Genomic DNA, 25,767 nt, shown 5'->3' on the forward strand with positions numbered 1-25,767 from the left:
CCCCCGCGGAGCGGGTCCCCCATCGCTGCGCGATGGGAAACGAATGAATTCGCTGCGCGAATTCAAAAACCCGCTCCGCGTGTTTTTGAAAGGCGCTTCGCGCCTTTCTTGCATTCACGCTTCGCGTGAATACGGATTTCCGCTGCGCTCCAATCCTCGGGGGCCGGTTCCGCTGCGCTTCACCGGCCCGGGGCATCCGCTGCGCTCCTGCCCTACCGGCTACGCCGAGCAGCAACAAGCAGGGGGCGGGTGACGGTGCATCAACTCTGCTACCAGGTAGGACCCCGAACCGGCCAGCATCACCGGCCAGAGGCCGGCCCACCCCGGAGCCACCACCAGGAGCAGGACGACCCAGGCGGAGAAACCCCCGAGCAGACCAACCGTCAGACGACCTACCAGGCGCCCTGCTCCCCCGGGGCCCGCCACATTGGAAAGGGTGCCACTGGCACCCCCCGTACACGCCAACACGAGTAGAGACCAGCCAACCATCGACCGGATCAGCGATACGTGAGGTGCCTGTCCCACGTATGATGCATCATGTGATGCATCGGGTAGCTTCCCGAACGAACACTCACTCCCTGATGAACCTGGAGAAAGGTTCCTGGTCATGGCCGAAAAAATCAAACTCCGTCCCCATCAGGAAGAGGCTGTGGAAGCCATTGTGTCCGGGCTCCATATCGGTCCGGGACAGCGGATCCCTGACGGTGGATTGCGCGGTCAGGTGCACGCCGCGTGCGGTACGGGAAAAACCTTCATCGCCGCCGCCGCTGCGCACCGTATTGCGCCTCATGGCCGTGTTCTGATTTTGGTTCCGACTCTGGCTCTGCTTTCGCAGACGGTGCAGGAGTGGCGGGCGTTCGGGCATGCGGGTCCGATGGTGGCGGTGTGCTCGATCGAGGACGATCCGCAGCTGTACTCGCTGGGGGTGCCGTCCACGACCAGCGCGCCGCAGCTGGCGCTGCACTGGGGCAAGGGGCCGGTGACGGTGTTCGCCACCTACGCCTCCCTGCCGGTCCTGATCGAGGCTCACGAGGGTTTGTACGGGCTCCCCATGGACGTGTGGGACCTGGTGGCAGTCGATGAGGCGCACCGGACCAGTGGTCATCTAGGGAAGGCGTGGGCGGCTGTGCACGATCAGGAGCTGGTGCCGGCGATGCGGCGGTTGTATCTGACGGCGACTCCGCGGATCTGGATGGAGCGGCCTCCGCGGCGTCGTTGGGAGCGTGAGGTCGAGGGGGCGGTGGTGCCGCGTGATCCGCTGCCGGAAGAGATGGCCTGTTCGATGGACGATGAGGCGATTTACGGGCCTGTTCTGTGGGCGATGGCGTTGTCGGAGGCGATCTCGCGGGGGCTGCTGGCGCGGTACCAGATCGTGGTGGTGGAGCTGCGGGACCCTTCGCTTCCCTTGCAGAAGCTGTACGGCGAGGAGCGGTACGAGGAGCATGTGCGCGGTGAGCGGCTGGCGGTGCTCCAGGCCGCGCTGCTGGAGACGATGAGCGAGCACCGGCTCGGCCGGTGCATCACCTTCCACCACCGGACCATCGAGGCTCGTGCTTTCGCCGAGGGGCTCCCCCGTGTGGTGCGCCAGTTGCACGCCAGTGATCCGGAGCGGCACCCGAAGGCGGTGTGGTCGGGGTGGTTGTCGGGCGAGCAGGACCAGGAGGTGCGTGGCGAGCGGCTGCGGATGTTCGGGGCGCGGGCGGGTCGTGCGGTGATGTCGAATTGCCGGGTTCTGGGTGAGGGCGTGGATGTGCCGAGCGTGGATTCGGTTGCGTTGATCGATCCGAAGGGGTCGGCGGTGGATATCGTCCAGGCCATTGGGCGAGCATTGCGCCAGAAACCGGATCAAGGGAAACTGGCGACGCTGGTCGTGCCGATTTTCCTGGGTGAGGGTGAGACACCGGAGGATATGCCGTATTCGGCTTCTTATCGTCCGTTGGTGAGGGTGTTGTCCGGGTTGCGGGCGCATGATGAGCGTGCGGTGGAAATGCTGGCGGCGCCGCAGGAAAACCTGAATCGCAGCGAGCCGGTGCCGTCGTGGCTCGGTGAGGCGCCGGAGGGTGACGACGATGAGGAGAAGCGGCTTCTGCTGCGGTTCGGGACCCGCCGCGACCCGGCGCTCGTCGCCCGGTTCGTCAAGTACCAGCTGATCGAGCCCGAGCAAGCCAACTGGAAGGCCGGTCACCGTGCGGCGGTCGCCTACCGCCAGCGCGAAGGCCACCTGAACGTCCCCTACAACCATGTCGAGGGCGGCCCGGCCGGGGCGCCGGCCGCGTTCAAGGGTGGTGGGTTCCCGCTCGGGCGGTGGCTGTCGGATCAGCGGCGGGCCATGCGCGCAGGGCGGCTGGCTGCCGAGCGGGCCGAGGACCTGGAGGAGCTGGGGATCGTGTGGGAGCCGGCCGATGAGGCGTGGGAGGAGAACCTGGGAGCGGCCCGCGCGTACTTCGATGCCTATGGCACGCTCGCAGCCCCGGTGACGGCGGCGATCCTGGACAGGCCGGTGGGGCAGTGGCTGGCCAACGCCCGCAAGAAGGGCGGACTGGGCAAGGACCCGCAGCGGGCGGCCCGGCGGGCGGCGCTGCTGACGGCGATCGATCCGGACTGGAAGCCCGACTGGCCGGTGGACTGGCAGCGCCACTACGCCACGCTGAAGAACCTGGTGGACGACGGTGTCGATCTCGCGTCGGTGAAGCCGGGGACGGTCGTGCACGGCATGGACGTCGGCCGGTGGCTGGCCACCCAGCGGCAGGACTGGCCGCTCCTGAGCCAAGGGCAGCGCGACCGGCTCGCCCGGCTGGGTGTAAAGCCTGCCGAGCAGACCGTACCGGCACAAGCGGGAACTAGAGACGCGGCGCCGGGCAGACGACCGTCTGGGGGCCGTTCAGCGGCCTTTGAACGGGGCATTGCGGCACTGGCTCAGTACAAGGCCCGCACGGGCTCCCTGACGCCCTCCAGGGGGCACGAGGAGACCGTGGTGGTCGACGGCGTGGAACACGTCGTCAAACTCGGAGTGTTCCTGTCCAACCACAAGAGCCGCCGGACCAAGCTCACCGCGGACAAGCTGGCCGCACTCGCCGCCCTCGGACTCGACTGGGCCACCCCACCAACGGAACAGACACCACACACAGCCACGTGACCGGACACCCCCGCATCGGCAGGAAGGACGGGGACAGGTCGCGGATGATCGGCGCGAGCTGCGGACCACCCCCGCGCGTCGGCGGGGAGGACAGCCAGGTCATCACCGTGTAGAGCCCCGCGGGCGGAACACCCCCGCGTCGGCGGGGAGGACGCGGTCAACCTGGCCGAGCAGCTCGCCCAGCACGGAACACCCCCGCGTCGGCGGGAGCGAAAGCCTGTATGCCTGTTTTCAGCGGTGTGCGACGGCCTCGGCCGACGCGTAATACCGGCGCGCACGGAGCCAGTCCTCGGCTGCTCCCACGCGGCCCGTCCCGGAGTGGGGGCGCGGCCATGCATGAACCGGACTCGGGAATCGCCTCGTTGGTCGGCACGTGACGAGCTGCCGCTGACACCACGGGGAAGGCTCACCATGCCCACGACCAGGCAGGGTCGGAGCGCTTAACGAAGCACTGTTGGGAGTGGGAGCCTAGGAGCGTACGAGGCGGGCGATGGCGTCACGGGCTTCCTTCAGCTTGAGGTCTCCGTCCTCACCGCCTTCGGCCACGGCGGTGCGTACGCAGGTGTCCATGTGCTCGTCGAGCATCTGCAAGGCGAAGGACTGCAGAGCGCGTGTGGTCGCGGAGACCTGGGTGAGGATGTCGATGCAGTAGGTGTCTTCTTCCACCATGCGCTGCAGCCCCCGGACCTGTCCCTCGATCCGCCGCAGTCGCTTGAGTACGTCGTCCTTGTGGTTGCTGTAGCTGACCATCGCCTCGTCCCTCGTGTCTTGTCGCGCGTCTCGTTGGGCGGAAATGGCTGCTCCTACCCGTGTCCTGGCCGCCGCGGGCGGCGGGCCCGCAGATCAGGTAGGTCTTCGCGCTGCGACCGAACCACTCAGCATACCCCCCTCCCGTATTCGGCCGGACGCCTCGAGCCCTGCCGGGCCATGCCGGTCCGCAGGAGTGACTCGTCCTGGGCCAGGCCGTCGGGGCGGGCTCACATAGAGGGTGCTTGTCTGATGGGTCAGTGCAGGTGATTGCCCTGCTCCTCGCCGGCTGCCGGTTCGGATGCTCCGGCGGTTCGGTCGGTCTTGACGGTGAAGGCTGCGGTGCGGACGGTGCCGTTGTGCTGGAAGTCGAGGAAGAGGCGGTAGGTGCCAGCGCTGGGCGCGGTGGCGGTGAAGGAGACATCGGGGCCGGGCTTGGTGGTGCCGTCGCCGGGTTCGCCGTTGGGGTGGACGTGGAGGTAGGCGAGGTCGCCGGAGCGCAGGGCGACCAGGTGACCGTAGGCGCCGAGGTAGGGCTGAAGGTCGGTGACCGGACGGCCGTCCCGGCTGACGGTGAGGGTGAGTTCGGCCGCCTTACCGGGGTGCAGGTCGCCGTCGAGGGTGACGGTGTAGCCGTCGACGGTGGTGGTGGCGGCGGGTTCGGGCAGGGCGGGGGCCTGGTAGGTGCCGGAGGCGGCGAGGTCGGCGCCCAGGGTGAGGTTGGTGGTGTCTTCGGTGGCTGGGGTGAAGTCGGCGAAGAGGCGGTAGGAGCCGGCGGCGGGCAGGGTGACGGGGGTGCTCCAGGTGCCGTCGGCGGCCCGGGTGGGGTGCAGGTGCCGGTAGGTGACCAGGTCGCGTGAGGCGAGGATGAGGTGCAGTTCCTTGCCGTGCTCGCGGCGGTAGGTGGTGACCTGTTGTCCCTCCTGGTCACGGATGGCGAAGCGGAGCTCGTTGTCCTCTCCCGCGGTGAGACGGGGGGTCTTCAGGTCGAGGGTGTATCCGGCCCGGGAGATCTGCAGGCCTGCGGGCGCTGTGTCCGCGTGGCCACTGTGTCCGCCGGCGCTGTGACCTGGGGATGCGGGCCGGTTGTGCCCGGCGTGGGCTGCCGGCTCCGGGTCGGAGGCGAGGGGGCCGGTGGCCGCGCCGACACCGTAGGCGGCGGCGAAGGTCGCCGCGAGGACGGCGGTGAAAGCAGTGATCTTGACGCCGGTGTTCATGACGGTCCCTTTCTCGGCGGTGTCGCCGCGTTCCTTGGCTGACACCCCTGACTATATACCCCCCAGGGGTATGCGTAGGAGACGCGGAGACGTTTGCCAAACATACCCCGAGGGGGTATACCTAATGGCGTCATCGGTACCCCCCGGGGGTACACCCGTGCTCATCTCTGGGAGGAACCCATGTCCTGCTGCACCTCCGACGGCAGCTGCTCCACCAACGCCGCCACGGCTGCGACCACCGAGGGCACCACCACCGTCTACAACGTCTCCGGGATGACGTGCGGGCACTGCAAGGCCACGCTCACCAAGGAGATCGGCGCCCTGGACGGCGTCCTGGCGGTCGACGTCGACCTGGAGAGCGGCCAGGTCGCTGTCACCAGCTCCGGCGAGCCCGAGGACGCGCTGCTGGCGAAGGTCGTCGACGACGCCGGCTACGAGCTCACCGGCCGCGCGGCCTGACGGCTCTGTTCGTCTGCCGGGCCCGCCCGCGGGCCCGGCCCCCTTTCTTCCCCTTGCCCCACCCAGTCCCAGGAGCAGCGATGGCTACCACGGTCCCCGACACAGCCGAGGTCGAACTCGCGATCGGCGGCATGACCTGCGCCTCGTGCGCCGCCCGGATCGAGAAGAAACTGAACCGGATGGAGGGGGTCACCGCCACCGTCAACTACGCCACCGAGAAGGCCAAGGTCGCCTTCCGCCCCGACCTCGACGTCGCAGACCTGATCGCCACGGTGGAGGCCACCGGCTACACCGCCCGCCGGCCGGAGCCGGACCCCGCGCCCGGCGCGGCCGGTGACGGTCAGGACGGCGCGCCGGGCCAGGAAACGGAAGGCGATGAGCTGCGACCGCTGCGGCAGCGGCTGGTCACGGCCGTGGTGCTCGCCGTCCCGGTGATCGCAATGGCGATGGTGCCGGCCTGGCAGTTCGAGTACTGGCAGTGGCTCTCGCTCACCCTGGCGGCGCCCGTGGTGACGTACGCCGCCTGGCCCTTCCACAAGGCCGCGTTCACCAACGCGCGGCACGGCGCGGCCACCATGGACACGCTGATCTCGGTCGGTACGTCGGCGGCGTTCCTGTGGTCGCTGTGGGCGCTGTTCTTCGGCACCGCCGGCACCCCCGGCATGACCCACCCCTTCGAGCTGACCATCGCCCGCACCGACGGCGCCGGGAACATCTACCTCGAGGCCGCCGCCGGCGTGACCGCCTTCATCCTGGCCGGCCGCTATTTCGAGGCCCGTTCCAAGCGCAAGGCCGGCGCCGCCCTGCGGGCGCTGCTCCAGCTGGGCGCGAAGGACGTCACCGTCCTGCGGGCCGGCCGGGAGGAGCAGATCCCGGTGGTCGAGCTGAAGGGCGGGGACCTGTTCCTGGTCCGGCCGGGCGAGAAGATCGCCACCGACGGCACGGTCGTCGAGGGCGCCTCGGCGGTCGACGCCTCCATGCTCACCGGCGAGTCCGTGCCGGTCGAGGTCGGCGCCGGGGACGCCGTCACCGGGGCGACCGTGAACGCCGGCGGCCGCCTGGTCGTGCAGGCCACCCGGGTCGGCGCCGACACCCAGCTCGCCCGCATGGCCAAGCTGGTCGAGGACGCGCAGAACGGCAAGGCCGCCGCCCAGCGGCTCGCCGACAAGATCTCAGCCGTCTTCGTCCCGGTCGTGATCGCGCTGGCGCTGGGCACCCTGGGCTTCTGGCTGGGCAACGGCGCCGGGCTGACGGCCGCGTTCACCGCCGCCGTCGCCGTCCTGATCATCGCCTGCCCCTGCGCCCTGGGCCTGGCCACCCCGACCGCGCTGATGGTCGGCACCGGGCGCGGCGCGCAGCTCGGCATCCTGATCAAGGGCCCGGAGGTGCTGGAGTCCACCCGCAAGGTCGACACCGTCGTCCTGGACAAGACCGGCACGGTGACCACCGGGAAGATGGCCCTGCTGGCCGTGCACACCGCCGACGGCACCGACGAGGCCGAGGTGCTGCGCCTGGCGGGCGCTCTGGAGCACGCCTCCGAGCACCCGATCGCCCGGGCGGTGGCCGCCCGCGCCGCCGAGCGGGTCGGCGCCCTGCCGGCACCGGAGGACTTCGCCAACGTGCCCGGCCTCGGCGTGCAGGGCGTGGTCGACGGTCACGCGGTCCTGGTGGGCCGGACCAAGCTGCTCGCCGAGTGGGCCATGGAACTGCCGGCCGACCTGGCGCGCGCCAAGGCGGACGCCGAGGCCGCGGGCCGCACCGCGATCGCGGTCGCCTGGGACGGCGAGGCACGGGCGGTCCTGGAGGTCGCCGACGCGGTCAAAACCACCAGCGCCGAGGCCATCACCCGGCTGCGCGCCCTGGGCCTGACCCCGATCCTGCTCACCGGGGACAACAAGGCCGTCGCCGAGGCGGTGGCCGCCGAGGTCGGCATCGATGAGGTGATCGCCGAGGTCATGCCAGAGGACAAGGTCGACGTCGTCAAGCGCCTGCAGAGCGAAGGCCGTTCGGTCGCCATGGTCGGCGACGGCGTCAACGACGCCGCAGCGCTCGCTCAGGCCGACCTCGGGCTGGCCATGGGCACCGGCACCGACGCCGCCATCGAGGCCGGCGACCTCACCCTGGTCCGCGGCGACCTGCGCGCCGCCGCCGACGCCATCCGCCTGGCCCGCAGAACCTTGGGCACCATCAAGTCCAACCTGTTCTGGGCTTTCGCCTACAACGTGGCCGCCCTTCCGCTCGCCGCGGCCGGACTGCTCAACCCGATGATCGCCGGAGCCGCCATGGCGTTCTCCTCGGTCTTCGTCGTCGGCAACAGCCTGCGCCTGCGCGGCTTCAAGGCCGCCAGCTGACACCGTGCCCCGCCGCAACCGATGAGGGGCGGGCTTCCGGGCCCGCCCCTCGTTCCGGCTGCGCCGTTGAAGAGGAGGGCAGACGGTGATGACACTCGAAGACTCTGACCGCGCAGACCGCCGGCCCTTACATCACCGCAGATGTCAGCACGCGCCCAAGGGGAGTTCACTCATGACTACACCGTCATGGACCAGCACCATGCGCCGGACAGCGGGACACCCGGTCGTCAGGGTGGCCGCCGCCGCACTGCTCAAGGCCCTGGCCTCCCACCTCACGCATCAGGGTGCTGACCGCCCGTTTTGCACGGAAGCGTGTAACCGCCCCTTCGCTCAGGCCGATCGCCCTTGAGTGTGCCCTGCGCGCACGCCCGCCCGGGACAGCCTCGACCTGCCCGGGCCGGATAGCAAAGCTGGTCCCACTCACCAGCCAGCCGCGTCACCAACCTGTCCGAGCAGCACACCTAGCGGCGCCTGGTGGCCCGGCCGCGGTGGAGGGCGAAGCCACCCACGACGGCTGCCTTCAGCAGGAAAGCCGCCAGGACAGCACCCACGGCCCCTCCGGCCGAGTGCCAGTTCGCCACCACGGCACCACCCAGACCCAGGTGGGCGGCGAGGGCTAGCACCACGGCGGCGGCAAGGCCCAGCAGCTTCAGATTCCCGCTCCGGCCAGCGGCTGTCCTTCCTGACGCTCCGGCTGTTTCGGCTGCACCGGAGCTCTCGGGCTCGACAGCCGACGCGAGGCGCTGCCAGCTCACCTGCAGCCCGTCGCGCCGGCCGAACCGCTCCACGTGTTGGGTCACAAGGTCCTGCAGCCGCTGGAGGTTCTCCTCACCCGCGGCCTCGACCCGCAGCAGCAGTACACCTGGTGCGGTCCGCAGCGTGATCGTGCCCCACGGAAGGCTGACGCTGCCTTCGGTTTCGGACCAGTCGACCTGGGCCTGTTCCGCTGCGATCCGCATCGCGCTCAGTGTCTGCGCGTCGACGCCGAGGTGGGAGCGGGGACGGTGACTCAGATGCCGGCCCTTGCGGGAGAAGTGCTTGCAGAGCTGGATGAGGTACCGGCTCGGGCGGGCGGTCGCGACGTGGGCTTCGGTGCTCAGCATGGCGTTTCCTTCACGGTGGGCGGATTGGAGCAGGACAGGGACGCGACCCGTCGGGTGGGGTATGGCCGCCCCTTTCCGCCGCGACGCTGGCCGGCTTGCAGCCTCATCAGGTTTATCGAGACACTCTGTCTCTGTCAATGCATGATGTCACGCACGTGGCGGCCCGTATGCTGACGGTGTGCCGAAGCTGTGGACGGAGACGATCGACGCGCACCGCGCCGCCGTACGCGCCGCCGTGCTGGACGCCACCGCGGCACTGGTCGCAGAACGCGGACTCGCGTCGGTGACGATGTCGCAGATCGCCAAGGACTCCGGGATCGGGCGCGCCACGCTGTACAAGTACTTTCCCGATGTCGAGTCGATCCTGCTCGCCTGGCACGAGCGCCAGGTCGGCCACCACCTCGAGCACCTGGTCCAGGTCCGCGATCAGAGCGCGGACACCCGTGAACAGCTCGAGGCGGTACTGCGGGCCTTCGCCCTCACCACGCACGACACCAGAGGTCATCACGAAAGTGGTCTGGCGGCCTTCCTGCACCGCGACCCGCAGATCGTCCGGGCCCGGGGGCAGCTCCACAGCATGATCGAGGAGCTGCTGGCCGACGGCGTGCGCGACGGCAGTGTCCGCGACGACGTCCCGCCCGGCGAGCTCGCGAGCTACTGCCTGCATGCCCTCACCGCGGCCAGCGGCCTGTCGTCCCAGGCCGCGGCGCTCCGCCTCGTCACGGTCACCCTGGCCGGACTTCGTTCCCGCGCCGCCTCGGAACACGGGCCGCGCACGGACGCCTCCGCTCATCCGTCGCGCCGCTCCGGGCACCGGCATACCCCGGGCTCTTGCCGCCATGACTGAGAAGCGTCACGATCCGCTGGTGGGTGCGGCGTTGGCGTCTCCTTCGCCGCCGGGGCCTTGTATCCGCTGTGGGGACTGCGCCTGAGCCCGGTCATCGCCGCCGTTCAGAGGAACTTCGATTCGCATTGCGCAGGAGGCTGTCGGGAAATGGAGCCGGGCCTCCTGGTGGGCGAGGAGAGGGTCATCACCAGGAGGAACGCGGTGCACGCCTTCGTGCGTCGAGGAGCCAGGAGACGTGCTCGACCAGCTCGTGGGGGACGTCGAGCATGGCAGGGGACAAAACCGACAGGGCTCCTCTGATCGTCGGCGTGCTGGGAGAATCACCACGTCAACGATGAGAAGCTCTGCCTCGTCACCCGTCCTTGCAAACCGGTCCGTTCACTCCTGCCGCGCAGATGAAAGAGGCTCAGTCACCTTCACGATCCTTCACATCGATCACGGCCCTTCACGTCGATCGGGTGGGAGCGGCTGCGGTGGTACTTGCGCACCCGGCGGGGTTCAGATGCCGATGGTGTAGTCGGCTGTCCAGGACTGCATATAGCTGATGAAATAGCTCCAGATACCGGTGACCATCAGCACACCGGTGGCGACCATCATGCCGCCGCCAGCCCACATGACCCACCGGTAGTGGGCCTTGACCCAGGCAAAGACGCCCATCGCCTTGCGGAAGGCCAGCCCCGCCGCCAGAAACGGCACGCCCAGCCCCAAGCAGTACGCCACTGTCAAAAGCGCCCCGCGCTCGGCGCTCGCCTCGCTGAACGCCAAGGCCTGCACGGCGGCCAGGGTCGGGCCGATGCACGGGGTCCAGCCGATCCCGAACAGCACTCCCAGCATCGGCGCGCCCACCAGCCCGGCAGCCGGCCTGGTGTGAATGCGGAACTCGCGCCGGGTCAGCCACGGTATGACGCCCATGAAGGCCAGGCCCATCAGGATGGTCACCGCACCCAGCACCCGGATGAGAATGTCCTGGTGTTCCAGCAGGGCGTTCCCGGCGTAGCCGAAGGCGGCGCCGAAGGAGACGAACACGGCGGTGAACCCGGCCAGGAACAACAGCGTGCCGACCAGGATGCGGCCGCGCCGGGCCTCGGCGAGGTCTGCCCCGGTCATGCCGGTGACGTAGGACAGGTAGCCGGGCACCAGCGGCAGCACGCAGGGGGAGAAGAAGGACACCAGCCCGGCCAGCGCGGCGATCGGGATGGCCAGCAGCACCGAGCCGGTCAGCACGGTGCCGTTGAGATCGAGAGCCAGCAGCATGCCTCAGCCTTCCTTGAGGACCGGGTCGTGCAATGAGCCCCGCACGTTGGTTCCCAGGGGCTTGCCGCAGTGTTCGGGGTGACTGATCGGCTTGCCGGTCGGCGTCTCGCCCCGACGTTCCGGCACCACCGTGCGGTCTTCCACCGCCGGGTGCGTCAGGCGCTGGTTGTCGGGGGATGCGGCCGCCGGGGCGGCAACGGCGGTGCACCGTGGTATGCCGGAACGGCCGGAAACGAGTGGGAAATGCGGCATAACAGGCACCTCTGCAGATTCGGTGGGAGAGAAACCAGGAAGCGGACGGTCGCTACGGCAGGGTGGTCCGGTACAGCCAGAACCGTTGAAGGCCCGGCACGGCAGTCGCCACCCCGTGGTGGAGGGCTGCCACCGAGGTGGCGTGACGCAGCCGGGCCGGGCCGGGGCGGGCCGGTGCCGGTGGGTGGGTGCGTGCAGATTCCGTCCGGGGCGTCGCTACCTTCGGTAGCCGAGGACGGTCATCATGCCTGCCTCGGCGTGGTAGACGTTGTGGCAGTGGACCATCCACAGGCCGGGGTTGTCCGCGTCGAAGTCGACGGTGAGGGTCTCGTCCGGCAGGACGATGGCGGTGTCCTTGCGGGGGCCGCCGCCTGCGAGGGCGAATGTGTGGCCGTGCAGGTGGACGGGGTGCCACATCGTCGTGGTGTTGGTGAAGACCAGGCGGACCCGCTCGCCGGCGCGGACCGGGTGGCGGTGTGAGGGGTCGTACCTCTTGCCGTTGAAGCCCCAGTCGTACTTCGCCATGCCACCCGTCAGGCTCAGCTTCACCGTCCGGTCCGGCTTGCGCTCGGACAGGCGCACGCTTTCGTCGGCCTTGAGCCGGTCGGCCGTGAGCACCTTCCCGGACAGCTCGGCCGGGCGGACCGACGGCTCCGGTGCGGAGCCGCCGACGGTGCGCAGCAGTGCCATCGCCGTCTTCTTCTTGCCCTCGGCGAGGGCGACCAGCGGGAAGACGCCGTCCTGGGCGGTGACCAGGACGTCGTAACGTTCGCCCATGCCGAGCAGCAGTGCGTCCGTCGTCGCGTGCTCGATGGGGAAGCCATCGGTGTGCGTCACGGTCATCTCGTGGCCGCCGAGCGCGACCCGGAACGCCGTGTCGCCGCCCGCGTTGACGATCCGGATCCGGATGCGGTCGCCGGGCTTGGCGCGGAAGCTCTCCGGAGCCTCGGCGGTACGGCCGTTGACCAGATAGTACGGGTATGCGACATCACCCGCGTCCTCTCCCAGCAGATCGCTGTGCGAGCCCATCAGCATCCGAGACGGGCCGGAAGCCCCGGGGGACGGCGACTTCTCACCGGATGCCGACATACCGCTCATGCCGTGGTCACCATGGCCCATGTCCCCGTGGTCCATGTCGCCCATGCCCTGGCTGAGCTCGGCGAGCACGGCGTCCGGGGTGCTGCCGTCCACCCCGTCGACCCAGTCGTCCAGGACGACGACCCACTCCTTGTCGTACCGCAGCGGCTCCCTGGGGTCCTCCACGATCAGCGGCGCGTACAGTCCGCGGTCCTGCTGCACTCCGGAGTGCGGGTGGAACCAGTGGGTGCCCGGGTGCGGGACGGCGAAGCGGTACTCGAAGGAGGCCCCGGCCTTGATCGGCCGCTGGGTCAGGTCGGGTACGCCGTCCATGTCGTTGCGCAGCGCCAGCCCGTGCCAGTGCACGGAGGTCGGCTCGGGCAGGTGGTTGGCGAGGGTGAGGGCGAGGGTGTCCCCGGCGGTGACGCGGACCTCCCGCCCCGGCAGCCGGTCGCCGTAGGCCCAGGTGCTGACCGTACGGCCGCCCAGGTCGAGCCGGGTACGGGCCGCGGTGAGCTTCACCTTCCGTTCGGGGCCGGGGTTGCGCTTGGCCTCGGCGTCGGCGACCTCCCGGTCGTTTGGCGAGACGTAGTCGCCCCCGGGCGCGGACGAGGGCTTGGTGTCGCGGCCGGCGTGGTTGGAGGAGCCGGCGCAGGCGGTGAGCAGGCCGCTGCCGGCAATGGCGATTCCCGTGCCGAGCACGGCGCGGCGGGTGGTTGTGCGCATGGGTGAGTGCACCTCGTGTCGATGTCGATGCGTGAGCAGGACGCGGAGACCGCCCTTGATGGGGAGCGGCCGGGCGCGCTCCTACAGGCGCAGTACCGACAACCGGGCGAGGAGTATCCGGCCTCCGGGAGGAGGTACCGGCCACAGGGCGCGCAGGAGGCGCGTGCGGGCAGCGCCCAGACGGTCGGCGGCCCGGCGCGAGAGGCATGCGGCGGTCAGCAGGGCGGCGGTCCACACGGCGAGCACGGCCAAACACACCGACAACGGGTCCAGCACCATGCCGGGGGCCGGGTCACCCGCTGTCGGCATGCCGGCGGCGATGTTCGATGTCGCATGGACGACGTGGCCGGCGGAGAGGTCGGACACCGGCTCGGCGGAAGACGCGGAGCTGTGCGAGGGGGTCCGCTGGGTGGGGTGGCCGAAGGAGTGCATCGTGACCACACCGAACAGGACGGCGGACAACAGGGCCAGACGGACGGCCCAGGCCACGCACCTCTGCCTCCCCGTCCTCACCACGTGCCTCCCTGTCTGCGGCCTTCTGCCCGGAGGATACCCCGGCGGGGTAGACCCGTCGGGGCCGGCCATGGGTGTGCCGGGAGAAGTCGGGGCCTGTCCCCTGGCCGCGGGCGGCGTCACGTGGCGGGCGGTGCCCGCGGACTCCCCGGCGGGATCGCGTCCCCGCCGTCCACCGGCGGCGGCGGGGCAAGGGCCTGATCACCGAGTTGCACGACCGGCTGCACGGAAAGGCCCGCCCCGTCGACGCCGTCCGCATCATGCGGGTGGGGCGGCGGGAAGAAGGTCCACGGCCGCAAGCGGCACATCGGGGCCGACACCCTGCGCCTGCTGCCGGCTGTGATGGTCGCCGCCGGGAGGCGGGCAGGAGCCTGCTGAAACGGCTGCGGACGCGTCGCTTCCGGCTGCCGCGGACACCGTCCCGGCCCTGATACGGAGGTCGTCGAGAACGCCACCATGCTCGCCAACTCCCCGAGATGGTGCAGCAGGCCCGGCCGGTCGGCTGTTCCGGGGCGTCCTGGCCTTCGCTCCGCCTGTGCTCCTCGTGCTCGCTGGGTGCCGACCAACCGCTGTCCGATCGCCCACGGCTGCGGCCATGCGGCCGTCCACGCCCATCGCCACTGGCCCGTCCCGGTTCCCGGAGCCCGGGGGCGGCCGTATCCGCCGCCGAAGCGGGGTGGCCGTCGGTTTGCAGTGGCCCTGTCAGGGTTACCTGCCACCACCACGGCGCGGCCCCGGGCCCGCGCCGGCGGAGAAAGAGAAAACACACGGAGAGGATGATCACCATGACCACGATGGTCAGGGACATGCTGCGGACCTACCCGGCCGACCTCGGCGGCGTCAACCGCGAGGCACTGGAGCGCTGCATCGCCGCGTGCTTCGACTGCGCGCAGGCCTGCACGGCCTGCGCGGACGCCTGCCTGTCCGAGGACATGATCGCTGAGCTGCGCAAGTGCATCCGCACCGACCTGGACTGCTCGGACATCTGCGAGGCCACGGGCAAGATCCTCTCCCGGCACACCGGCTACGACGCCAACATCACCCGCGCCCAGCTCCAGGCCTGCGCCATGGTCTGCAAGTCCTGTGCGGAGGAGTGCGAGCGCCACGCCGACATGCACGAGCACTGCCGGATCTGCGCCGAGGCGTGCCGCCGCTGCGAGCAGGCGTGCAACGAACTCCTCGCCACCCTGGGCTGATCTCTTGCTGCTCCCCGGTTCGGCCACGGGGTGGGCCGCCGCGACGGAAGCGTTGCGGCGGCCCACCCCGTGGCCGTGCGGGAAACCGTCGGGACGGGCAGGCTTCTTCCGGGCAGGGGTTCGCGGCGGGTGCTGCGCCCGGCGCACCTTGGCGGTGAACAGGCAGGCCAGTAGGCAGCGAGTGGCCGGATGGTTCGCCACGCGGCGCAGGTCGGCGACGGTCGAAGCGGCCTCCACGGCGTCCCTCCCTTGTGTGCGCTCTTCTGTTCGACTCCGGTCGCGGTGGTGAGGTGGTCGCGGAGCTGGTCGTCGATGGGCTCGACGAGGGCGGTGCCGCCGGCCAGGACGAGGGTGGGGACGCGGCGGGTGCCGCGGAAACTCACCGAGGCGGACGAGACCCGGTTCCGGCCGAGCCCCGGATACCCAGGTGCTGCTCCGGATGCTCGGCGAGGCTGCGAGGGCCATCGGGGCGGCGGAGAACCACCGGGCGGTACGGGCCAAGGCCAATGCCCTCGTCGCCGAACTGAGCAGCTCGCCGAGGGCGGGACACCGATTCCCGCAGCGGCACCACGGCGGGACGGGTCCGGTGCCGGCGGTCCAGCAGGCCATCTGCGGCACCCTCCGCACAGACCCGTACAACGAGCCGTCTAGGTTGGCCTCAGACGCGAATCCGCCCCGACCCGGCCGTACCGGCATACCTCGGCCGGTCTCACACCGCACCAACGCGAGGATCTTTGATGTCTGTCCGCTTCCGTTCCACGATCGCCGCGGCGACCCTGCTGGCGGCCGTCCTGACCGGCTGCTCCGCCGACTCGGACACCCCCGAAGGTTCCTCCACCGAGCAATCCCCCACGTCCGGCATCGAGATCAGCCACGTCCACGGTCTGGGCATCAACCCCGGCGACGGGAAGCTCTACGTCGCCACCCACCACGGCGTCATCGCCGTGAACGACGACGGATCGGCCAAACGCATGGGGGACACCGCCGACTACATGGGCTTCACCATCACCGGGGCCGACACCTTCCTCGGCAGCGGCCACCCCGCCGCGGGCAGCGACGACCACGCCAACCGCGGCCTGATCAAGAGCACCGACGCCGGGAAGACCTGGCAGACCCTCTCCCTCGCCGGCAAGGCCGACTTCCACGCCCTGGAGCGGGCGCACGGCACCATCTACGGCTACGACAGCACCAATGGGCTGCTGCGCGTCAGCAAGGACGGCAAGAACTGGAAGGACCGCGCCGAACTGGCCGCCCTGGACATCGCCGTCAGCCCCGAGGCCCCCGGCACCGTCCTGGCCACCACCGAGAACGGCGTCGCCAAGAGCACCGACGGCGGCAAGACCTTCACAGGCGGCGCCGGGCCGGTCCTGGCCTACCTGTCCTGGGCCGAGCAGGGCGAGCTGTACGGGATCGACCTCGCCGGCGCGCTGCACCGCAGCACTGACGGCGGCAAGAGCTGGACCAAGGCCGGCACCGTGCCCGGCGGGCAGCCCCAGGCCCTGACCGCGGTCGGCTCCGACCATGTTCTGGCCGCCACCGCCGGCGGCGTCTACGAGTCCGAGGACGGCGGCAAGACCTTCACCCGGCGCCTGGCGATGTCGGACGGCAGCCACTAGCCCGGGCGGGGCGCCCCCGTCACCCGGCACGCTCTACGCGGCAGCCGTCTGCCCGGGACTCCACGGACAGCATCAGGGGCGGCCCGGCACGAAAGGCGCCGGCCCGCCCCCCGTTTCCTCGCGGTCCGGTACGTCACCGCGCCTGTCCGGACAGCCAGGTGCGGAAGTCCGCGCTCTGCGCCTCCTGGCTGACAATCCCCGTAGTCGCCGCCACCTTCAGCTGGGTGGCTTCGTTCATCCCAAGGGATTCTGGCACACATTCCGTGAGCGATCTTGAGTCCGGCCTCCCCGGACCCCAACGACGCGTGGTCCTCGCAGCTCACGTAACGCGCGCGCCTCCTGCCGGCGAGAGCCAGCAGGATCTTTCACGGAATGTGTGCCAGAACCTCCCAAGGGACAGCGTTTGTCGACGGGTTCCGGAGTCATCCAGCGATCAACTGGGTCGTGGATGTTGATGAGAAATGACGGCACTGGCGTGGGCGATGGTCAGCGGCCCCGGCCCCCTCAGGCGTCTTCGATGATCGAGCAGACGGTGGAAGGCTCTCCGCAAGGACGGTCGTCAGCTGCTCGCCGAGTGTCGGCGAGGTTCTCGCGGAGGGCGATGAGGTCGTTGACGGTGGCGTCGATCTCTGCGATGCGTGCGTCGAGCAGGTCGCGGACGGCGTCGCAGGGCGGTGTGCCGCCGCGGCGGATCTCGAGAACCTCGCGGACGTCTTCGAGGCGGAGTCCGAGGGTTCGAGCCTGGCGGATGAAGGTCAGCAGTTCGACGTCGTCCTGGGTGTAGAGCCGGTAGCCGGCCGTGCTGCGCTCGGCCTTGGGCAGTAGCCCCTTGGCCTCGTATACACGGACGGCCTTGCGAGTGAGCCCTGCGGCCTGCGCGGCCTGCCCGATAGTCAGTCCCTGCAACGCCATGATCGTTCCTCCTTCGCCGCCCAGTGTTGACCTTGACCCTGGGGCCAGGTTCTAGCGTCGCTCGTGACGGATCAGAACGCGAAAAGTGGAGGTGAGAGCGATGCCGTTCCGTGAGGGAGAGGTCTACCGCTGCCCCGATGAGAACTGCGGGTGCGAGCTGACGGTGACCAAGGGCGCCCCGTCGACGTGCGGCGGCCAGCAGAACCCGACGTGCTGCTGCGGCAAGACGATGGTCAAGGCTTCGTAGCCGCACTGAGGGTCTGGGCCACCCGGAATGGGTGGCCCAGACCCGATCGCCACGTACACCGTTGACCAGCACCTTCAGCAAGAGCATCCCCGCACTGCCTTGCAAGCGTGCTGGCGCCCCCCAAACTCAGGTTCTGGCACACATTCCGTGAAAGATCCTGCTGGCTCTCGCCGGCAGGAGGCGCGCGCGTTACGTGAGCTGCGAGGACCACGCGTCGTTGGGGTCCGGGGAGGCCGGACTCAAGATCGCTCACGGAATGTGTGCCAGAACCACAACTCACGAACAAAACCAGCGGGGTGGTCGGCCCGTGGCTGCACCTCGAGGAACTCGATGATCCCCGAGTTGTGGTGGGAAATGATCCGCCGCGCGAACTCGATGTCGAACTGCTTCCTCGCGGGCACCTCGCACAGCTCGGCCATCGTGCGGCGCGACCCCTCCTCCATGGCCGCGATCTCCTTCCGCGCCTCCTCCGGAGCCTGCTGCAGAGCCTGCTCCGGGGTCAGGCCGCACCATGCGGCGTGCACCGTGCCTCTCGCCCCGCGGCCTATTCGCCCGGCAGCCCGCTGACCCCGAGCGCCCGGCGCGCCTCAGGGCGAGCGCGGCACGTCCGGGGCCGCCGGAAGGGCCGGGTACTCGGCCCCGCGCCGGCACTCGCCCGTCGGCCACGGTGACGAGGGCGCAGCAGCCGCTGCGGCCCGGGGGGCGGACGGCACTGCGGCCGGCGGCGGCGCGTCTCACCGTGCGCCGCCGGAGGGGCTTCCCGCGGTGACCGGGCGGGCCGGGGCCTTCTGCGGCGGCGCGGCGGGCGGGGGCGGGGCCTCGGGCAGGCGGAGGCGTTTGAGGGCGAGGGCGTTGAGGGCGACGATGATGCTGGAGCCGGACATCGACAGGGCGGCGATCTCGGGGCGGAGGACCAGGCCGAGGGCGGGTTCGAAGACGCCCGCGGCGATCGGCAGGGCGAGGGCGTTGTAGCCGATGGCCCAGCCGAGGTTCTGCCGCATCTTGCGCAGCGTGCCGCGGCCGATGCGCAGGGCGGTGGGGACGTCGAGGGGGGCGGAGCGCATCAGGACGAGGCCGGCGGTCTCGATGGCGACGTCGGTGCCGGCGCCGATGGCGATGCCCAGGTCGGCCTGGGCGAGTGCCGGGGCGTCGTTGACGCCGTCGCCGACCATGGCGACCCTGCGGCCGTCCCGCTGGAGTTCGGCGATCTTGGCTGCCTTATCGCCGGGCAGGACCTCGGCGATGACGGTGTCGATGCCCAGCCGGGCGGCGATGTGCTCGGCGGTGGCCCGGTTGTCGCCGGTGAGCATGACGGTCTCCACGCCCAGGGCGTGCAGTTCGGCCACCGCCTGGGCCGAGGTCTGGCGGGGTGCGTCGGCGAGGCCGATCAGGCCCGCCGCCCGGCCGTCGACGGCGGCGATGACGGCGGTGCGTCCGCCGGCGGCCAGCTCGCCCCGGCGGGCGGCCAGCGGGCCGAGCTCGACGCCCTCTCGCTCCATCAGGCGGCGGTTGCCGACCGCGACCCGGTGCCCGTCGACGACGGCGGTCGCGCCGTGGCCGGGAACGTTGACGAACTCCTGGGCGCTCGCCGAGGCCATCGAGCGCGCCTGGGCGTGACGGACAATGGCTGCCGCCAGCGGGTGCTCGGATTCGCGTTCCACCGCGGCGACCAGCCGCAGCAGTTCGTCCTCCTGCCGGCCCCCGGCGGTGATCACGTCGGTGACCTCGGGTTCGCCCCGGGTGAGGGTGCCGGTCTTGTCCATCACCACGGTGTGGATGCTTGCGGCGGTCTCCAGGGCGGCGGCGTTCTTGAACAGCACGCCCCGCTTGGCGCCCAGGCCGGTGCCCACCATGATCGCGGTCGGGGTGGCCAGGCCCAGCGCGTCCGGGCAGGTGATCACCACGACGGTGATGGCGAACAGCATCGCGGTGCCGAAGGAGCGGTCGGTGGCCAGCAGCCAGACGGCCAGCGTCGCCGCGCCGCCGACCAGGGCGACGAAGACCAGCCAGAAGGCGGCCCGGTCCGCCAGCCGCTGGCCTGGGGCCTTGGAGTTCTGGGCCTGCTGAACGAGTTTGACGATCTGCGCCAGCGCGGTGTCGGAGCCGACCTTGGTGGCGCGGACCCGCAGCGTGCCGTGGGTGTTGATGGTCGCGCCCACCACCTGGTCGCCGGGTGCCTTGTGCACCGGCAGGCTCTCGCCGGTGACCATCGACTCGTCGACCTCGCTCTCGCCCTCCTCGACCACGCCGTCGACGGCGACCTTGGCGCCGGGGCGGACCAGCAGCAGGTCGCCGGCGGCGATCTCGGCGGTGGGCACCTCCACCGGCTCCCCGTCGCGGACGACCAGCGCCTTGGGCGGGGCCAGGTCGAGCAGGGTGCGCACCGCGTCGTTGGCGCCGCCGCGGGCGCGCATCTCCACCCAGTGGCCGAGCAGCACGAAGGCGGCCAGGACGGTGGCCGCCTCGTAGAAGACCTCCCCGCCCCCGGTGAGGGTGATGACCAGGGAGTACAGCCAGCCGGCGCCGATGGCGACCGCGACCAGCACCATCATGTCCAGGGTGCGGTGGCGCAGGGCCCGCACCGCGCCGTCGAAGAAGACCGTGCACGAGTAGAAGATCACCGGCAGGCTCAGCAGCAGCGCCCACACGTCCTGCCGCAGGCCGAAGGGCACCGGCACGTGCAGGCCCAGCACGTCCTCGCCGATCGGCGACCAGAGCACGATGGGGAGGGAGAAGACCAGCGCCACCAGGAAGCGGTTGCGCATGTCGGCCACCATCGCCGCCATGGACATCCCGCCGTGGCCCATCGCCTCGTGCGGCGCGAGCGCTCCCCTCGGCCTGGCGTGGCCCTCGTGCTCCGCGTGCCGCTCATGCCGTTCGTGGTCGACGCGCTCGGCCGGCCCGGCCGTCCCGGCGCCGTGCCCGGCCTGTTCCGCCGGTCCGGGTGCCACGGCCGTCCCCGTGCCACGACTCGCGTGTCCGGCGTGCTCGCCGGGCGGATCGGGCTCCTCCATCGGGTCGCAGACGTGGGCGGGCACCGACTGGCCCGCGCAGTGGTAGCCGCACTCGGTCACCCATCGGCGCAGCTCGGCCAGCGAGGTGCGCCGCGGGTCGTAGACCACCGTGGCCGACTGCGCCACCGGGTTGGCCTCCACCTCCAGCACGCCCGGACGCCGTCCCAGCGCAGCGGCGACCGTGCTCTGCTGGGACGCCCGCACCATGCCGCGCACGTCCAGCACCGCCGTGCTGCGCTCCTTGTCCGCGGCGGCCGGAGGGTGCGTGGAGTGGTCGTGGGCGTCCGCCGAGTGGGACACGGCCGTTCCTCCTCAGGCAGAAAAGCGCTGTGTGGAACGAGATGTCTTCAGTACCCGCTCCCCCCGGGGACACACACGGAAGCGCGGCTATAGGGGCACGGCGCCCGGACCGGCGGGTGGCTGACGGGCGCACCGGGAGCCGCCGCCCGGACCCCGCGGCGGCTCGAAACCGGCCGGCTCCTGCCCGGTGCCCGTACGAGGGTGGGGCGGGATGAGCTGCGGCGACGGAACTCGGCCCCGGTCAGCCCACGAGCAGACCGCAGGCGATGAGCAGCGGCAGCACGGGTGCGGCGACGGAGCAGCCGACGATTGCCAGCCGCGTCGCACGGTGCGGCGTGGCTTTCGGGGTGAGGAGGCGGTGCAGCCGGACGGCCGCGCTGGGCCCGCCCGCGCCGAAGGCCGCCCGGGGCGTCTGGCCTGCCGCGACCTCGCACATCGCGGTGGCCAGGGTCTCTCGGGAGTGGGAGCGCAGTGCCTGGTCGTCCGCGGCCATCTCCAGCAGCAGGGCGGTCTGCTCGCGGGCGTGCCGGGCGAGCGGCAGTTTCGGGAAGGCGTGTGCGAACGCCTCGGCGGCCGCGTGGCACAGGTGGTGCCGGCCGGTGATATGGGCCCGCTCGTGTGCGAGCACGGCCCGGAGCTGTTCGCGGGAGAGGGTCTTGATCGCTCCTTCGGTCACGACCACCTGGCGGGAGCGTCCGGGCAGGCAGTAGACGGCCGGGGTGTCGTGGTCGACGACGACGGCATCGTGCTCGACGGAGGGGCGGCCCACCAGGGCGAGCATGGCCAGGTGGCGGCGCTGGGCGCGCCGGGTGCGCCAGACCGTGCGCAGAAACCAGCCGACGGGGAGAAGCACGGCGAGGGTCGGCGGCAGCAGGGCGGCAGGGTCGGCGACGGTGTGCGGTGCCGGGCCGAAGACTGCGGCGCCGGGGAGCAGGCCGCAGGCGGTGAGCAGGCCGAGCAGCCCGTCGTGGACGTGCGGCTCTCGCAGGGCGACGTGGTAGAGGATCAGTGCGACGGTGATGACGAACGTCGCCATCAGTCCGTGCCAGGTGAGGATCGCCAGCCGGGGGGCGTGGTGGGTCCACCGGGCCCGGGCCAGCGCGGTGGGGGCGACGGCACCGATCAGGAGGGCGTATCCGGTGAGTACCAGGGCCGCTGTCACGTCTGGTTCCTCCGCTGTGCCGCCCGCAGGGCCGAGCGCAGCGCCTCCACCTCGTCCGGCGACATCCGCTCGACGAAGCTCAGGAGTGTGCCGGCGGGGTCGGGGTTGTCGCCCAGCGCGTCGCGCATCAGCGCCGCGGTGTACTGCTGGCGGGTGCAGGTGGGCTCGTACCGCCAGGCCCGCCCTTCCTTCTGCCGTCGGAGCATGCCCTTGCGGTACAGGATCTCGGCGACGGTCTTGACGGTGCTGTAGGCGAGGGGGCGGGTCCTGGTGAGGTCCGCGAGGAGGTCGCGCGCGGTGGCCGGGCGCCCCCAGGCCCACAGGCGGGTCATGATCTCCGCCTCCAGCTCACCCAGTGGCCGCACGTGTGTTCCTCCGCCCCGGACTGCCGACGGTGCCGGACCGGCACGGGTTCATCGTAGTGGCCCGGCCGGCCGTGGCCGTCGCCGTCCCGCAAGGGTCCACGGCCGGCACATAGCAGCTAAGCACCTTAGCGATAGAAGTGGACCTGGGCACCTGCCTGACAGGTAGATGCGCCGGGAAGAGTTCCTTCTTTCGCGTTGCCTGGTGATCCACCGCCCCCGTGACCCACCAGATTGCAGCTAAGTTGATTAGCTGAGTAATATCCGCCTCCGAGCCTTCGCACGGTCGGCCGCCCATCCGGGGCGGCGGCGGGGGTACCGCCGAGTCCGCGGAGGTCACGCGGAGCCGGGCCCATGTCCGGCAGGCGGCCGAGGAAGAAGGAGCTCGCCCCCGTGGCGTCCCACCGTCGTCCCAAGCAGCCCAACCGCGCCCGTACGACCGTGCTCACTACCACCGCCGCGGCGGTAGTGGCCCTCACCGCACAGTCGGCTCAGGCCGATCCCCTGCCGGACCCCAACAAGAAAGGGGTGAAGGCGGAGGTCGACCGGCTCTACGAGCAGGCCACCCAGGCGACCGAGAAGTACAACGGCGCCAAAGAGAAGCACGACAAACTGCAGAAGCAGGTCGACAACCTGCAGGACACAGTGGCCCGCGGCCAGGACGAGCTCAACACACTGCGGGACGGCCTGGGGTCGCTCGCCACCGCGCAGTACCGCAGCGGCGGGGTGGACCCCTCCGTGCAGCTCTTCCTCTCCTCCGACCCCGACAGCTACCTGGACAAGGCCGCCGTCCTGGACCAGCTCAGCAGTCGGCAGCTCAGCACGCTCAAGAAGATCCAGGCCAAGCAGCGCACGCTCGCCCAGCAGCGCGAGGAGGCCTCACAGAAGCTCGCGGACCTCGGGAGCACCCGCAAGGAGCTGAAGGACAAGAAGAAGGAGATCCAGGGCAAGCTCGCCCAGGCCCAGAAGCTCCTCAACACGCTGACGGCGAAGGAGCGCGCGAAGATCGCCGCCGAGGAGGAGCGGGCCAACCGTGCCAGCGAGCGGGTCGAGCTGGGTAACGAGGCCAGCGGCTCGCAGCGCACGGCCTCCGCCTTCGAGGCGGCCAAGTCCCGGGTCGGCATGCCCTACGTCTGGGGCGCCACCGGGCCGAACTCCTTCGACTGCTCCGGGCTGACCTCCTGGGCCTTCAACCAGGCGGGCATCTCCATCCCCCGCACCTCCCAGGCCCAGGCCAACATCGGCACCCGGATCAACTCCCTGAGCGAGCTGAAACCGGGCGACCTCATCATCATGCGCACCGACCTCAGCCACGTCGGCTTCTACGCGGGCAACGGGCAGATCCTCCACGCCCCCAAGCCGGGCGCCGTCGTGCGCTATGAGCCGATCAGCACCAGCGGCATGCCGTTCATGTGGGGCGTCCGGGTCTGAGCACCGCCTGGGTGACCGGGGACCCGCCCAGGGACCCGCCCCGGCACCGAGAAGGCGGTGCCGGAGCGGGTCAGCCGTGCGGAAGAACGGCCGCTTGAGGATGCCGGGCGGCGCGGAAGCCGTGCAGCCGCAGGCTGTCACCGACGGCGAAGACCGACGAGAACGCCAGGGCGATGCCGGCGAGCATCGGGCTGAGTACCCCCGGGGCGGCCGGCAAGAACCGCCGCGCCCGCCGTCCGCTCAGGCGCCGGCCGGACAGTGCGCCGGGTTTCCTCGACGGCCAGACGCTGCGGCGCGGCGTGCGGCTGGGCGTTTTCTGCGCCGTCGTCTCGCTCTCGTCGCCCACTGCGCCGCCGCCCTCGACGCCGCCCCCGACCGCTGCACCGCCCCCACGACCGGCGGCACGCAGGAGGGGGGCGAAACCCGGTGGCCACCGCTCCCGCCACCGCACGCCACGCCCACGGGCACACCCAGGCGCCCGGTCACGCCGACCGTCTGGCCCGCCTGAACAAGATCGAAGGCCAGATACGCGGCATCTCCCGCATGGTCACCGACGACCGCTCCTGCATCGACGTTCTCACCCAGATCAGCGCCGCCGGCCGCGCCCCCGCAGGAGGTCGCCCTCGGCCTCCTCGACGAGCACGTACGCGGCTGCGTCACCGCCGCCGCCCGCACCGGCCCCGCCCGGGCCGAGGAGAAGTACGCCGAACTCAGCGACACCCTGCGCCGCGCCCCGCGTCTGTGAGGGTTGCCGAACCGGCCGGTACGGGCAGCGTCGTTGCGGCGTGCCCGGCGGCATGCATTGCGCAGCACCGCCCCGGCCACGGGGGGTGAGCGCAGCTGCGGGCTCGGCGGGTCTCATGGGCCGGTCTTTAGGGGCGTTCCGCTTGGCTGTACGGCCGGTGGAGCGCGGTCCAGGTGCGGCCACCATCGGTGGATTGGTAGATGGTGTCGGTGCTGTCGGCGGCCAGCAGATGCCGGACGGTTGCAGCGGTGAGCACGGTAGGCTCGCCGCCGGTGGGCAGGCGGCCCTGTTCGGTCCATGTCTGGCCGCCGCGGCTGGTGACCACGCGGCCGTCCGCGGCCAGGGCGACCAGCAGCCCGGACTCCGGTTCGTCGACCGCCACCAAGGCCGGGGCGCCGGGGACGGCCCGGAAGCTGCGTGCGCCGTCGGTGCTGTGGACGAGGCCCTTGCCGGTGGCCGCCCACACCGTCGCGGGGCTGTCGGCGTGGGCGGCCAGGTCGAGCAGCGGCAGGCCGGCCCGGATGTCCCAGGTGCGGCCGCCGTCGGTGCTGGCCCACACCTTTGCGCTCTGGCTGTCGAAGCCGTAGAGGGTGTCGCCCGCCTGCTGGAGGGCGTGGAAGTCGGCCTCGCCCTCGGCGGAGAGGGTCCGCCACGTCCTGCCGGCGTCCGTGCTGCGGATCAGGCCCAGGTGGGGGGAGCGGGCGTCGGGGTCGGCCGGGGCGGGGTGGCCGCTGGCCAGGAACGTGGACGGGCCGGTGACGGTGAAGCCCATGGTGTCCTGGTAGCGGTCGGCGACGCGGACCGCCGTGCCGCCGCCGAGGCGGAAGACGCCGTGGTGGCCGGCGGCGTAGACGGCGCCGTCGGCCGGGTCGACACCCAGGCCGTGCAGGTGCCCGGTCCCCGGATCGGGCACGGCCGCGTGCTGATCCGTGGCGGGAGTGGAGCAGGCCGCCAGCAGCAGCCCCGTGGCGGCCAGGAAGTACGCGGCGCGCCGGGCGCGGCGCCGTATGCGGACGGAAGTCATGGTGGTGTCCAAGCGGGAGGAGAAAGGCGGTGGGCGCGGCGGGTGGGGCGGGCGCGCTTGCCTGGCGCCCGCCCCG

Annotated in this window: 24 protein-coding genes and 1 pseudogene; 10 read left to right on the plus strand and 15 right to left on the minus strand. The window is 71.1% G+C overall.

Annotated features, from left to right (window positions below; all coding sequences use genetic code 11):
- A partial coding sequence (locus ACZ56B_RS22550; RefSeq protein WP_388515037.1) for a hypothetical protein occupies positions 1 to 253 on the plus strand: 253 nt, incomplete at its 5' end.
- Between the two features lie 354 nt (positions 254 to 607).
- On the plus strand, positions 608 to 3,136 hold the full coding sequence (locus ACZ56B_RS22555; RefSeq protein ID WP_468793518.1) for a helicase associated domain-containing protein: 2,529 nt from the start codon (positions 608 to 610) through the stop codon (positions 3,134 to 3,136).
- Between the two features lie 468 nt (positions 3,137 to 3,604).
- Here the strand turns inward: ACZ56B_RS22555 and ACZ56B_RS22560 are convergent, their stop codons facing one another.
- Positions 3,605 to 3,886 (minus strand): metal-sensitive transcriptional regulator, encoded by a 282-nt coding sequence (locus ACZ56B_RS22560; RefSeq protein WP_384670024.1) that lies wholly within the window; start codon positions 3,884 to 3,886, stop codon positions 3,605 to 3,607.
- 254 nt (positions 3,887 to 4,140) lie between these two features.
- Entirely contained in the window at positions 4,141 to 5,100 is a 960-nt protein-coding gene (locus ACZ56B_RS22565; RefSeq protein WP_384670044.1) for a hypothetical protein, read from the minus strand.
- 180 nt (positions 5,101 to 5,280) lie between these two features.
- On the opposite strand from ACZ56B_RS22565, the gene ACZ56B_RS22570 reads away from it, so the two are divergent.
- Positions 5,281 to 5,559: a heavy-metal-associated domain-containing protein gene (locus ACZ56B_RS22570; RefSeq protein ID WP_384670026.1), complete on the plus strand. Its 279-nt coding sequence runs from the start codon at positions 5,281 to 5,283 to the stop codon at positions 5,557 to 5,559.
- Positions 5,560 to 5,639: 80 nt separating this feature from the next.
- Positions 5,640 to 7,910 (plus strand): heavy metal translocating P-type ATPase, encoded by a 2,271-nt coding sequence (locus tag ACZ56B_RS22575; protein ID WP_384670028.1) that lies wholly within the window; start codon positions 5,640 to 5,642, stop codon positions 7,908 to 7,910.
- 461 nt (positions 7,911 to 8,371) lie between these two features.
- Here the strand turns inward: ACZ56B_RS22575 and ACZ56B_RS22580 are convergent, their stop codons facing one another.
- Complete coding sequence (locus ACZ56B_RS22580) at positions 8,372 to 9,013, minus strand: DUF2218 domain-containing protein (RefSeq protein ID WP_384670030.1); 642 nt, start codon at positions 9,011 to 9,013, stop codon at positions 8,372 to 8,374.
- Positions 9,014 to 9,191: 178 nt separating this feature from the next.
- Here ACZ56B_RS22580 and ACZ56B_RS22585 point away from each other — a divergent pair, with 178 nt between their 5' ends.
- Positions 9,192 to 9,860: a TetR/AcrR family transcriptional regulator gene (locus ACZ56B_RS22585; RefSeq protein ID WP_384670032.1), complete on the plus strand. Its 669-nt coding sequence runs from the start codon at positions 9,192 to 9,194 to the stop codon at positions 9,858 to 9,860.
- A gap of 187 nt (positions 9,861 to 10,047) precedes the next feature.
- Here ACZ56B_RS22585 and ACZ56B_RS22590 read toward each other — a convergent pair.
- The 5 genes and pseudogenes from ACZ56B_RS22590 to ACZ56B_RS22610 all read right to left on the minus strand — a co-directional run.
- Positions 10,048 to 10,161 (minus strand): annotated as a pseudogene (locus ACZ56B_RS22590) (IS5/IS1182 family transposase); the annotation flags it as partial.
- Positions 10,162 to 10,358: 197 nt separating this feature from the next.
- Entirely contained in the window at positions 10,359 to 11,114 is a 756-nt protein-coding gene (locus ACZ56B_RS22595; RefSeq protein ID WP_384670034.1) for a cytochrome c biogenesis CcdA family protein, read from the minus strand.
- Between the two features lie 3 nt (positions 11,115 to 11,117).
- A complete protein-coding gene (locus ACZ56B_RS22600) occupies positions 11,118 to 11,366 on the minus strand; it encodes a hypothetical protein (RefSeq protein WP_384670036.1) in 249 nt (82 codons plus the stop codon).
- 216 nt (positions 11,367 to 11,582) lie between these two features.
- Positions 11,583 to 13,169 carry a multicopper oxidase family protein gene (locus ACZ56B_RS22605; RefSeq protein WP_384670038.1) on the minus strand — a complete coding sequence of 529 codons (1,587 nt, stop codon included), beginning with the start codon at positions 13,167 to 13,169 and terminating at the stop codon, positions 11,583 to 11,585.
- Positions 13,170 to 13,250: 81 nt separating this feature from the next.
- Positions 13,251 to 13,658 (minus strand): hypothetical protein, encoded by a 408-nt coding sequence (locus ACZ56B_RS22610; protein ID WP_384670040.1) that lies wholly within the window; start codon positions 13,656 to 13,658, stop codon positions 13,251 to 13,253.
- An 809-nt stretch (positions 13,659 to 14,467) separates the two neighbouring features.
- On the opposite strand from ACZ56B_RS22610, the gene ACZ56B_RS22615 reads away from it, so the two are divergent.
- Entirely contained in the window at positions 14,468 to 14,878 is a 411-nt protein-coding gene (locus ACZ56B_RS22615; RefSeq protein WP_384670042.1) for a four-helix bundle copper-binding protein, read from the plus strand.
- Between the two features lie 737 nt (positions 14,879 to 15,615).
- A complete protein-coding gene (locus ACZ56B_RS22620) occupies positions 15,616 to 16,494 on the plus strand; it encodes a F510_1955 family glycosylhydrolase (RefSeq protein WP_384669759.1) in 879 nt (292 codons plus the stop codon).
- A 504-nt stretch (positions 16,495 to 16,998) separates the two neighbouring features.
- Here the strand turns inward: ACZ56B_RS22620 and ACZ56B_RS22625 are convergent.
- Positions 16,999 to 17,406, minus strand: a complete 408-nt coding sequence (locus ACZ56B_RS22625; protein WP_384669761.1) for a heavy metal-responsive transcriptional regulator — start codon at positions 17,404 to 17,406, stop codon at positions 16,999 to 17,001.
- 100 nt (positions 17,407 to 17,506) lie between these two features.
- Between ACZ56B_RS22625 and ACZ56B_RS22630 the strand changes: the two genes are divergently transcribed.
- A complete protein-coding gene (locus ACZ56B_RS22630; RefSeq protein WP_384669763.1) occupies positions 17,507 to 17,653 on the plus strand; it encodes a hypothetical protein in 147 nt (48 codons plus the stop codon).
- Between the two features lie 239 nt (positions 17,654 to 17,892).
- Here ACZ56B_RS22630 and ACZ56B_RS22635 read toward each other — a convergent pair whose 3' ends face one another.
- From ACZ56B_RS22635 to ACZ56B_RS22650, 4 genes are all read right to left on the minus strand, one after another.
- On the minus strand, positions 17,893 to 18,177 hold the full coding sequence (locus ACZ56B_RS22635) for a hypothetical protein (protein WP_384669765.1): 285 nt from the start codon (positions 18,175 to 18,177) through the stop codon (positions 17,893 to 17,895).
- 210 nt (positions 18,178 to 18,387) lie between these two features.
- Complete coding sequence (locus ACZ56B_RS22640; protein WP_468793630.1) at positions 18,388 to 20,874, minus strand: heavy metal translocating P-type ATPase; 2,487 nt, start codon at positions 20,872 to 20,874, stop codon at positions 18,388 to 18,390.
- Between the two features lie 334 nt (positions 20,875 to 21,208).
- Entirely contained in the window at positions 21,209 to 22,129 is a 921-nt protein-coding gene (locus ACZ56B_RS22645; protein WP_384669767.1) for a M56 family metallopeptidase, read from the minus strand.
- Positions 22,126 to 22,494, minus strand: a complete 369-nt coding sequence (locus tag ACZ56B_RS22650) for a BlaI/MecI/CopY family transcriptional regulator (protein ID WP_384669769.1) — start codon at positions 22,492 to 22,494, stop codon at positions 22,126 to 22,128. Before ACZ56B_RS22650 ends, ACZ56B_RS22645 begins: the two co-directional genes overlap by 4 nt.
- A 390-nt stretch (positions 22,495 to 22,884) precedes the next feature.
- On the opposite strand from ACZ56B_RS22650, the gene ACZ56B_RS22655 reads away from it, so the two are divergent.
- Positions 22,885 to 23,922: a C40 family peptidase gene (locus ACZ56B_RS22655; RefSeq protein WP_468422367.1), complete on the plus strand. Its 1,038-nt coding sequence runs from the start codon at positions 22,885 to 22,887 to the stop codon at positions 23,920 to 23,922.
- A gap of 70 nt (positions 23,923 to 23,992) precedes the next feature.
- Here the strand turns inward: ACZ56B_RS22655 and ACZ56B_RS22660 are convergent, their stop codons facing one another.
- Positions 23,993 to 24,268 carry a hypothetical protein gene (locus tag ACZ56B_RS22660; protein WP_468422375.1) on the minus strand — a complete coding sequence of 92 codons (276 nt, stop codon included), beginning with the start codon at positions 24,266 to 24,268 and terminating at the stop codon, positions 23,993 to 23,995.
- Positions 24,269 to 24,465: 197 nt separating this feature from the next.
- On the opposite strand from ACZ56B_RS22660, the gene ACZ56B_RS22665 reads away from it, so the two are divergent.
- Entirely contained in the window at positions 24,466 to 24,756 is a 291-nt protein-coding gene (locus tag ACZ56B_RS22665; RefSeq protein WP_384669784.1) for a hypothetical protein, read from the plus strand.
- 38 nt (positions 24,757 to 24,794) lie between these two features.
- Here the strand turns inward: ACZ56B_RS22665 and ACZ56B_RS22670 are convergent, their stop codons facing one another.
- Complete coding sequence (locus tag ACZ56B_RS22670) at positions 24,795 to 25,691, minus strand: F510_1955 family glycosylhydrolase (RefSeq protein ID WP_384669773.1); 897 nt, start codon at positions 25,689 to 25,691, stop codon at positions 24,795 to 24,797.
- Positions 25,692 to 25,767: the final 76 nt, after the last annotated feature.

The sequence above is a fragment of the Streptomyces sp. NPDC034670 genome, from assembly GCF_055574875.1.

Excerpts from the sequence above, each read along its gene's own strand:
- ACZ56B_RS22555 (WP_468793518.1), top strand. The coding sequence starts at position 608 with ATGGCCGAAAAAATCAAACTCCGTCCCCATCAGGAAGAGGCTGTGGAA.
- ACZ56B_RS22560 (WP_384670024.1), bottom strand. The coding sequence starts at position 3,886 with ATGGTCAGCTACAGCAACCACAAGGACGACGTACTCAAGCGACTGCGG.
- ACZ56B_RS22565 (WP_384670044.1), bottom strand. The coding sequence starts at position 5,100 with ATGAACACCGGCGTCAAGATCACTGCTTTCACCGCCGTCCTCGCGGCG.
- ACZ56B_RS22570 (WP_384670026.1), top strand. The coding sequence starts at position 5,281 with ATGTCCTGCTGCACCTCCGACGGCAGCTGCTCCACCAACGCCGCCACG.
- ACZ56B_RS22575 (WP_384670028.1), top strand. The coding sequence starts at position 5,640 with ATGGCTACCACGGTCCCCGACACAGCCGAGGTCGAACTCGCGATCGGC.
- ACZ56B_RS22580 (WP_384670030.1), bottom strand. The coding sequence starts at position 9,013 with ATGCTGAGCACCGAAGCCCACGTCGCGACCGCCCGCCCGAGCCGGTAC.
- ACZ56B_RS22595 (WP_384670034.1), bottom strand. The coding sequence starts at position 11,114 with ATGCTGCTGGCTCTCGATCTCAACGGCACCGTGCTGACCGGCTCGGTG.
- ACZ56B_RS22600 (WP_384670036.1), bottom strand. The coding sequence starts at position 11,366 with ATGCCGCATTTCCCACTCGTTTCCGGCCGTTCCGGCATACCACGGTGC.
- ACZ56B_RS22605 (WP_384670038.1), bottom strand. The coding sequence starts at position 13,169 with ATGCGCACAACCACCCGCCGCGCCGTGCTCGGCACGGGAATCGCCATT.
- ACZ56B_RS22615 (WP_384670042.1), top strand. The coding sequence starts at position 14,468 with ATGACCACGATGGTCAGGGACATGCTGCGGACCTACCCGGCCGACCTC.
- ACZ56B_RS22620 (WP_384669759.1), top strand. The coding sequence starts at position 15,616 with ATGTCTGTCCGCTTCCGTTCCACGATCGCCGCGGCGACCCTGCTGGCG.
- ACZ56B_RS22625 (WP_384669761.1), bottom strand. The coding sequence starts at position 17,406 with ATGGCGTTGCAGGGACTGACTATCGGGCAGGCCGCGCAGGCCGCAGGG.
- ACZ56B_RS22630 (WP_384669763.1), top strand. The coding sequence starts at position 17,507 with ATGCCGTTCCGTGAGGGAGAGGTCTACCGCTGCCCCGATGAGAACTGC.
- ACZ56B_RS22640 (WP_468793630.1), bottom strand. The coding sequence starts at position 20,874 with ATGGTGCGGGCGTCCCAGCAGAGCACGGTCGCCGCTGCGCTGGGACGG.
- ACZ56B_RS22665 (WP_384669784.1), top strand. The coding sequence starts at position 24,466 with ATGGTCACCGACGACCGCTCCTGCATCGACGTTCTCACCCAGATCAGC.
- ACZ56B_RS22670 (WP_384669773.1), bottom strand. The coding sequence starts at position 25,691 with ATGACTTCCGTCCGCATACGGCGCCGCGCCCGGCGCGCCGCGTACTTC.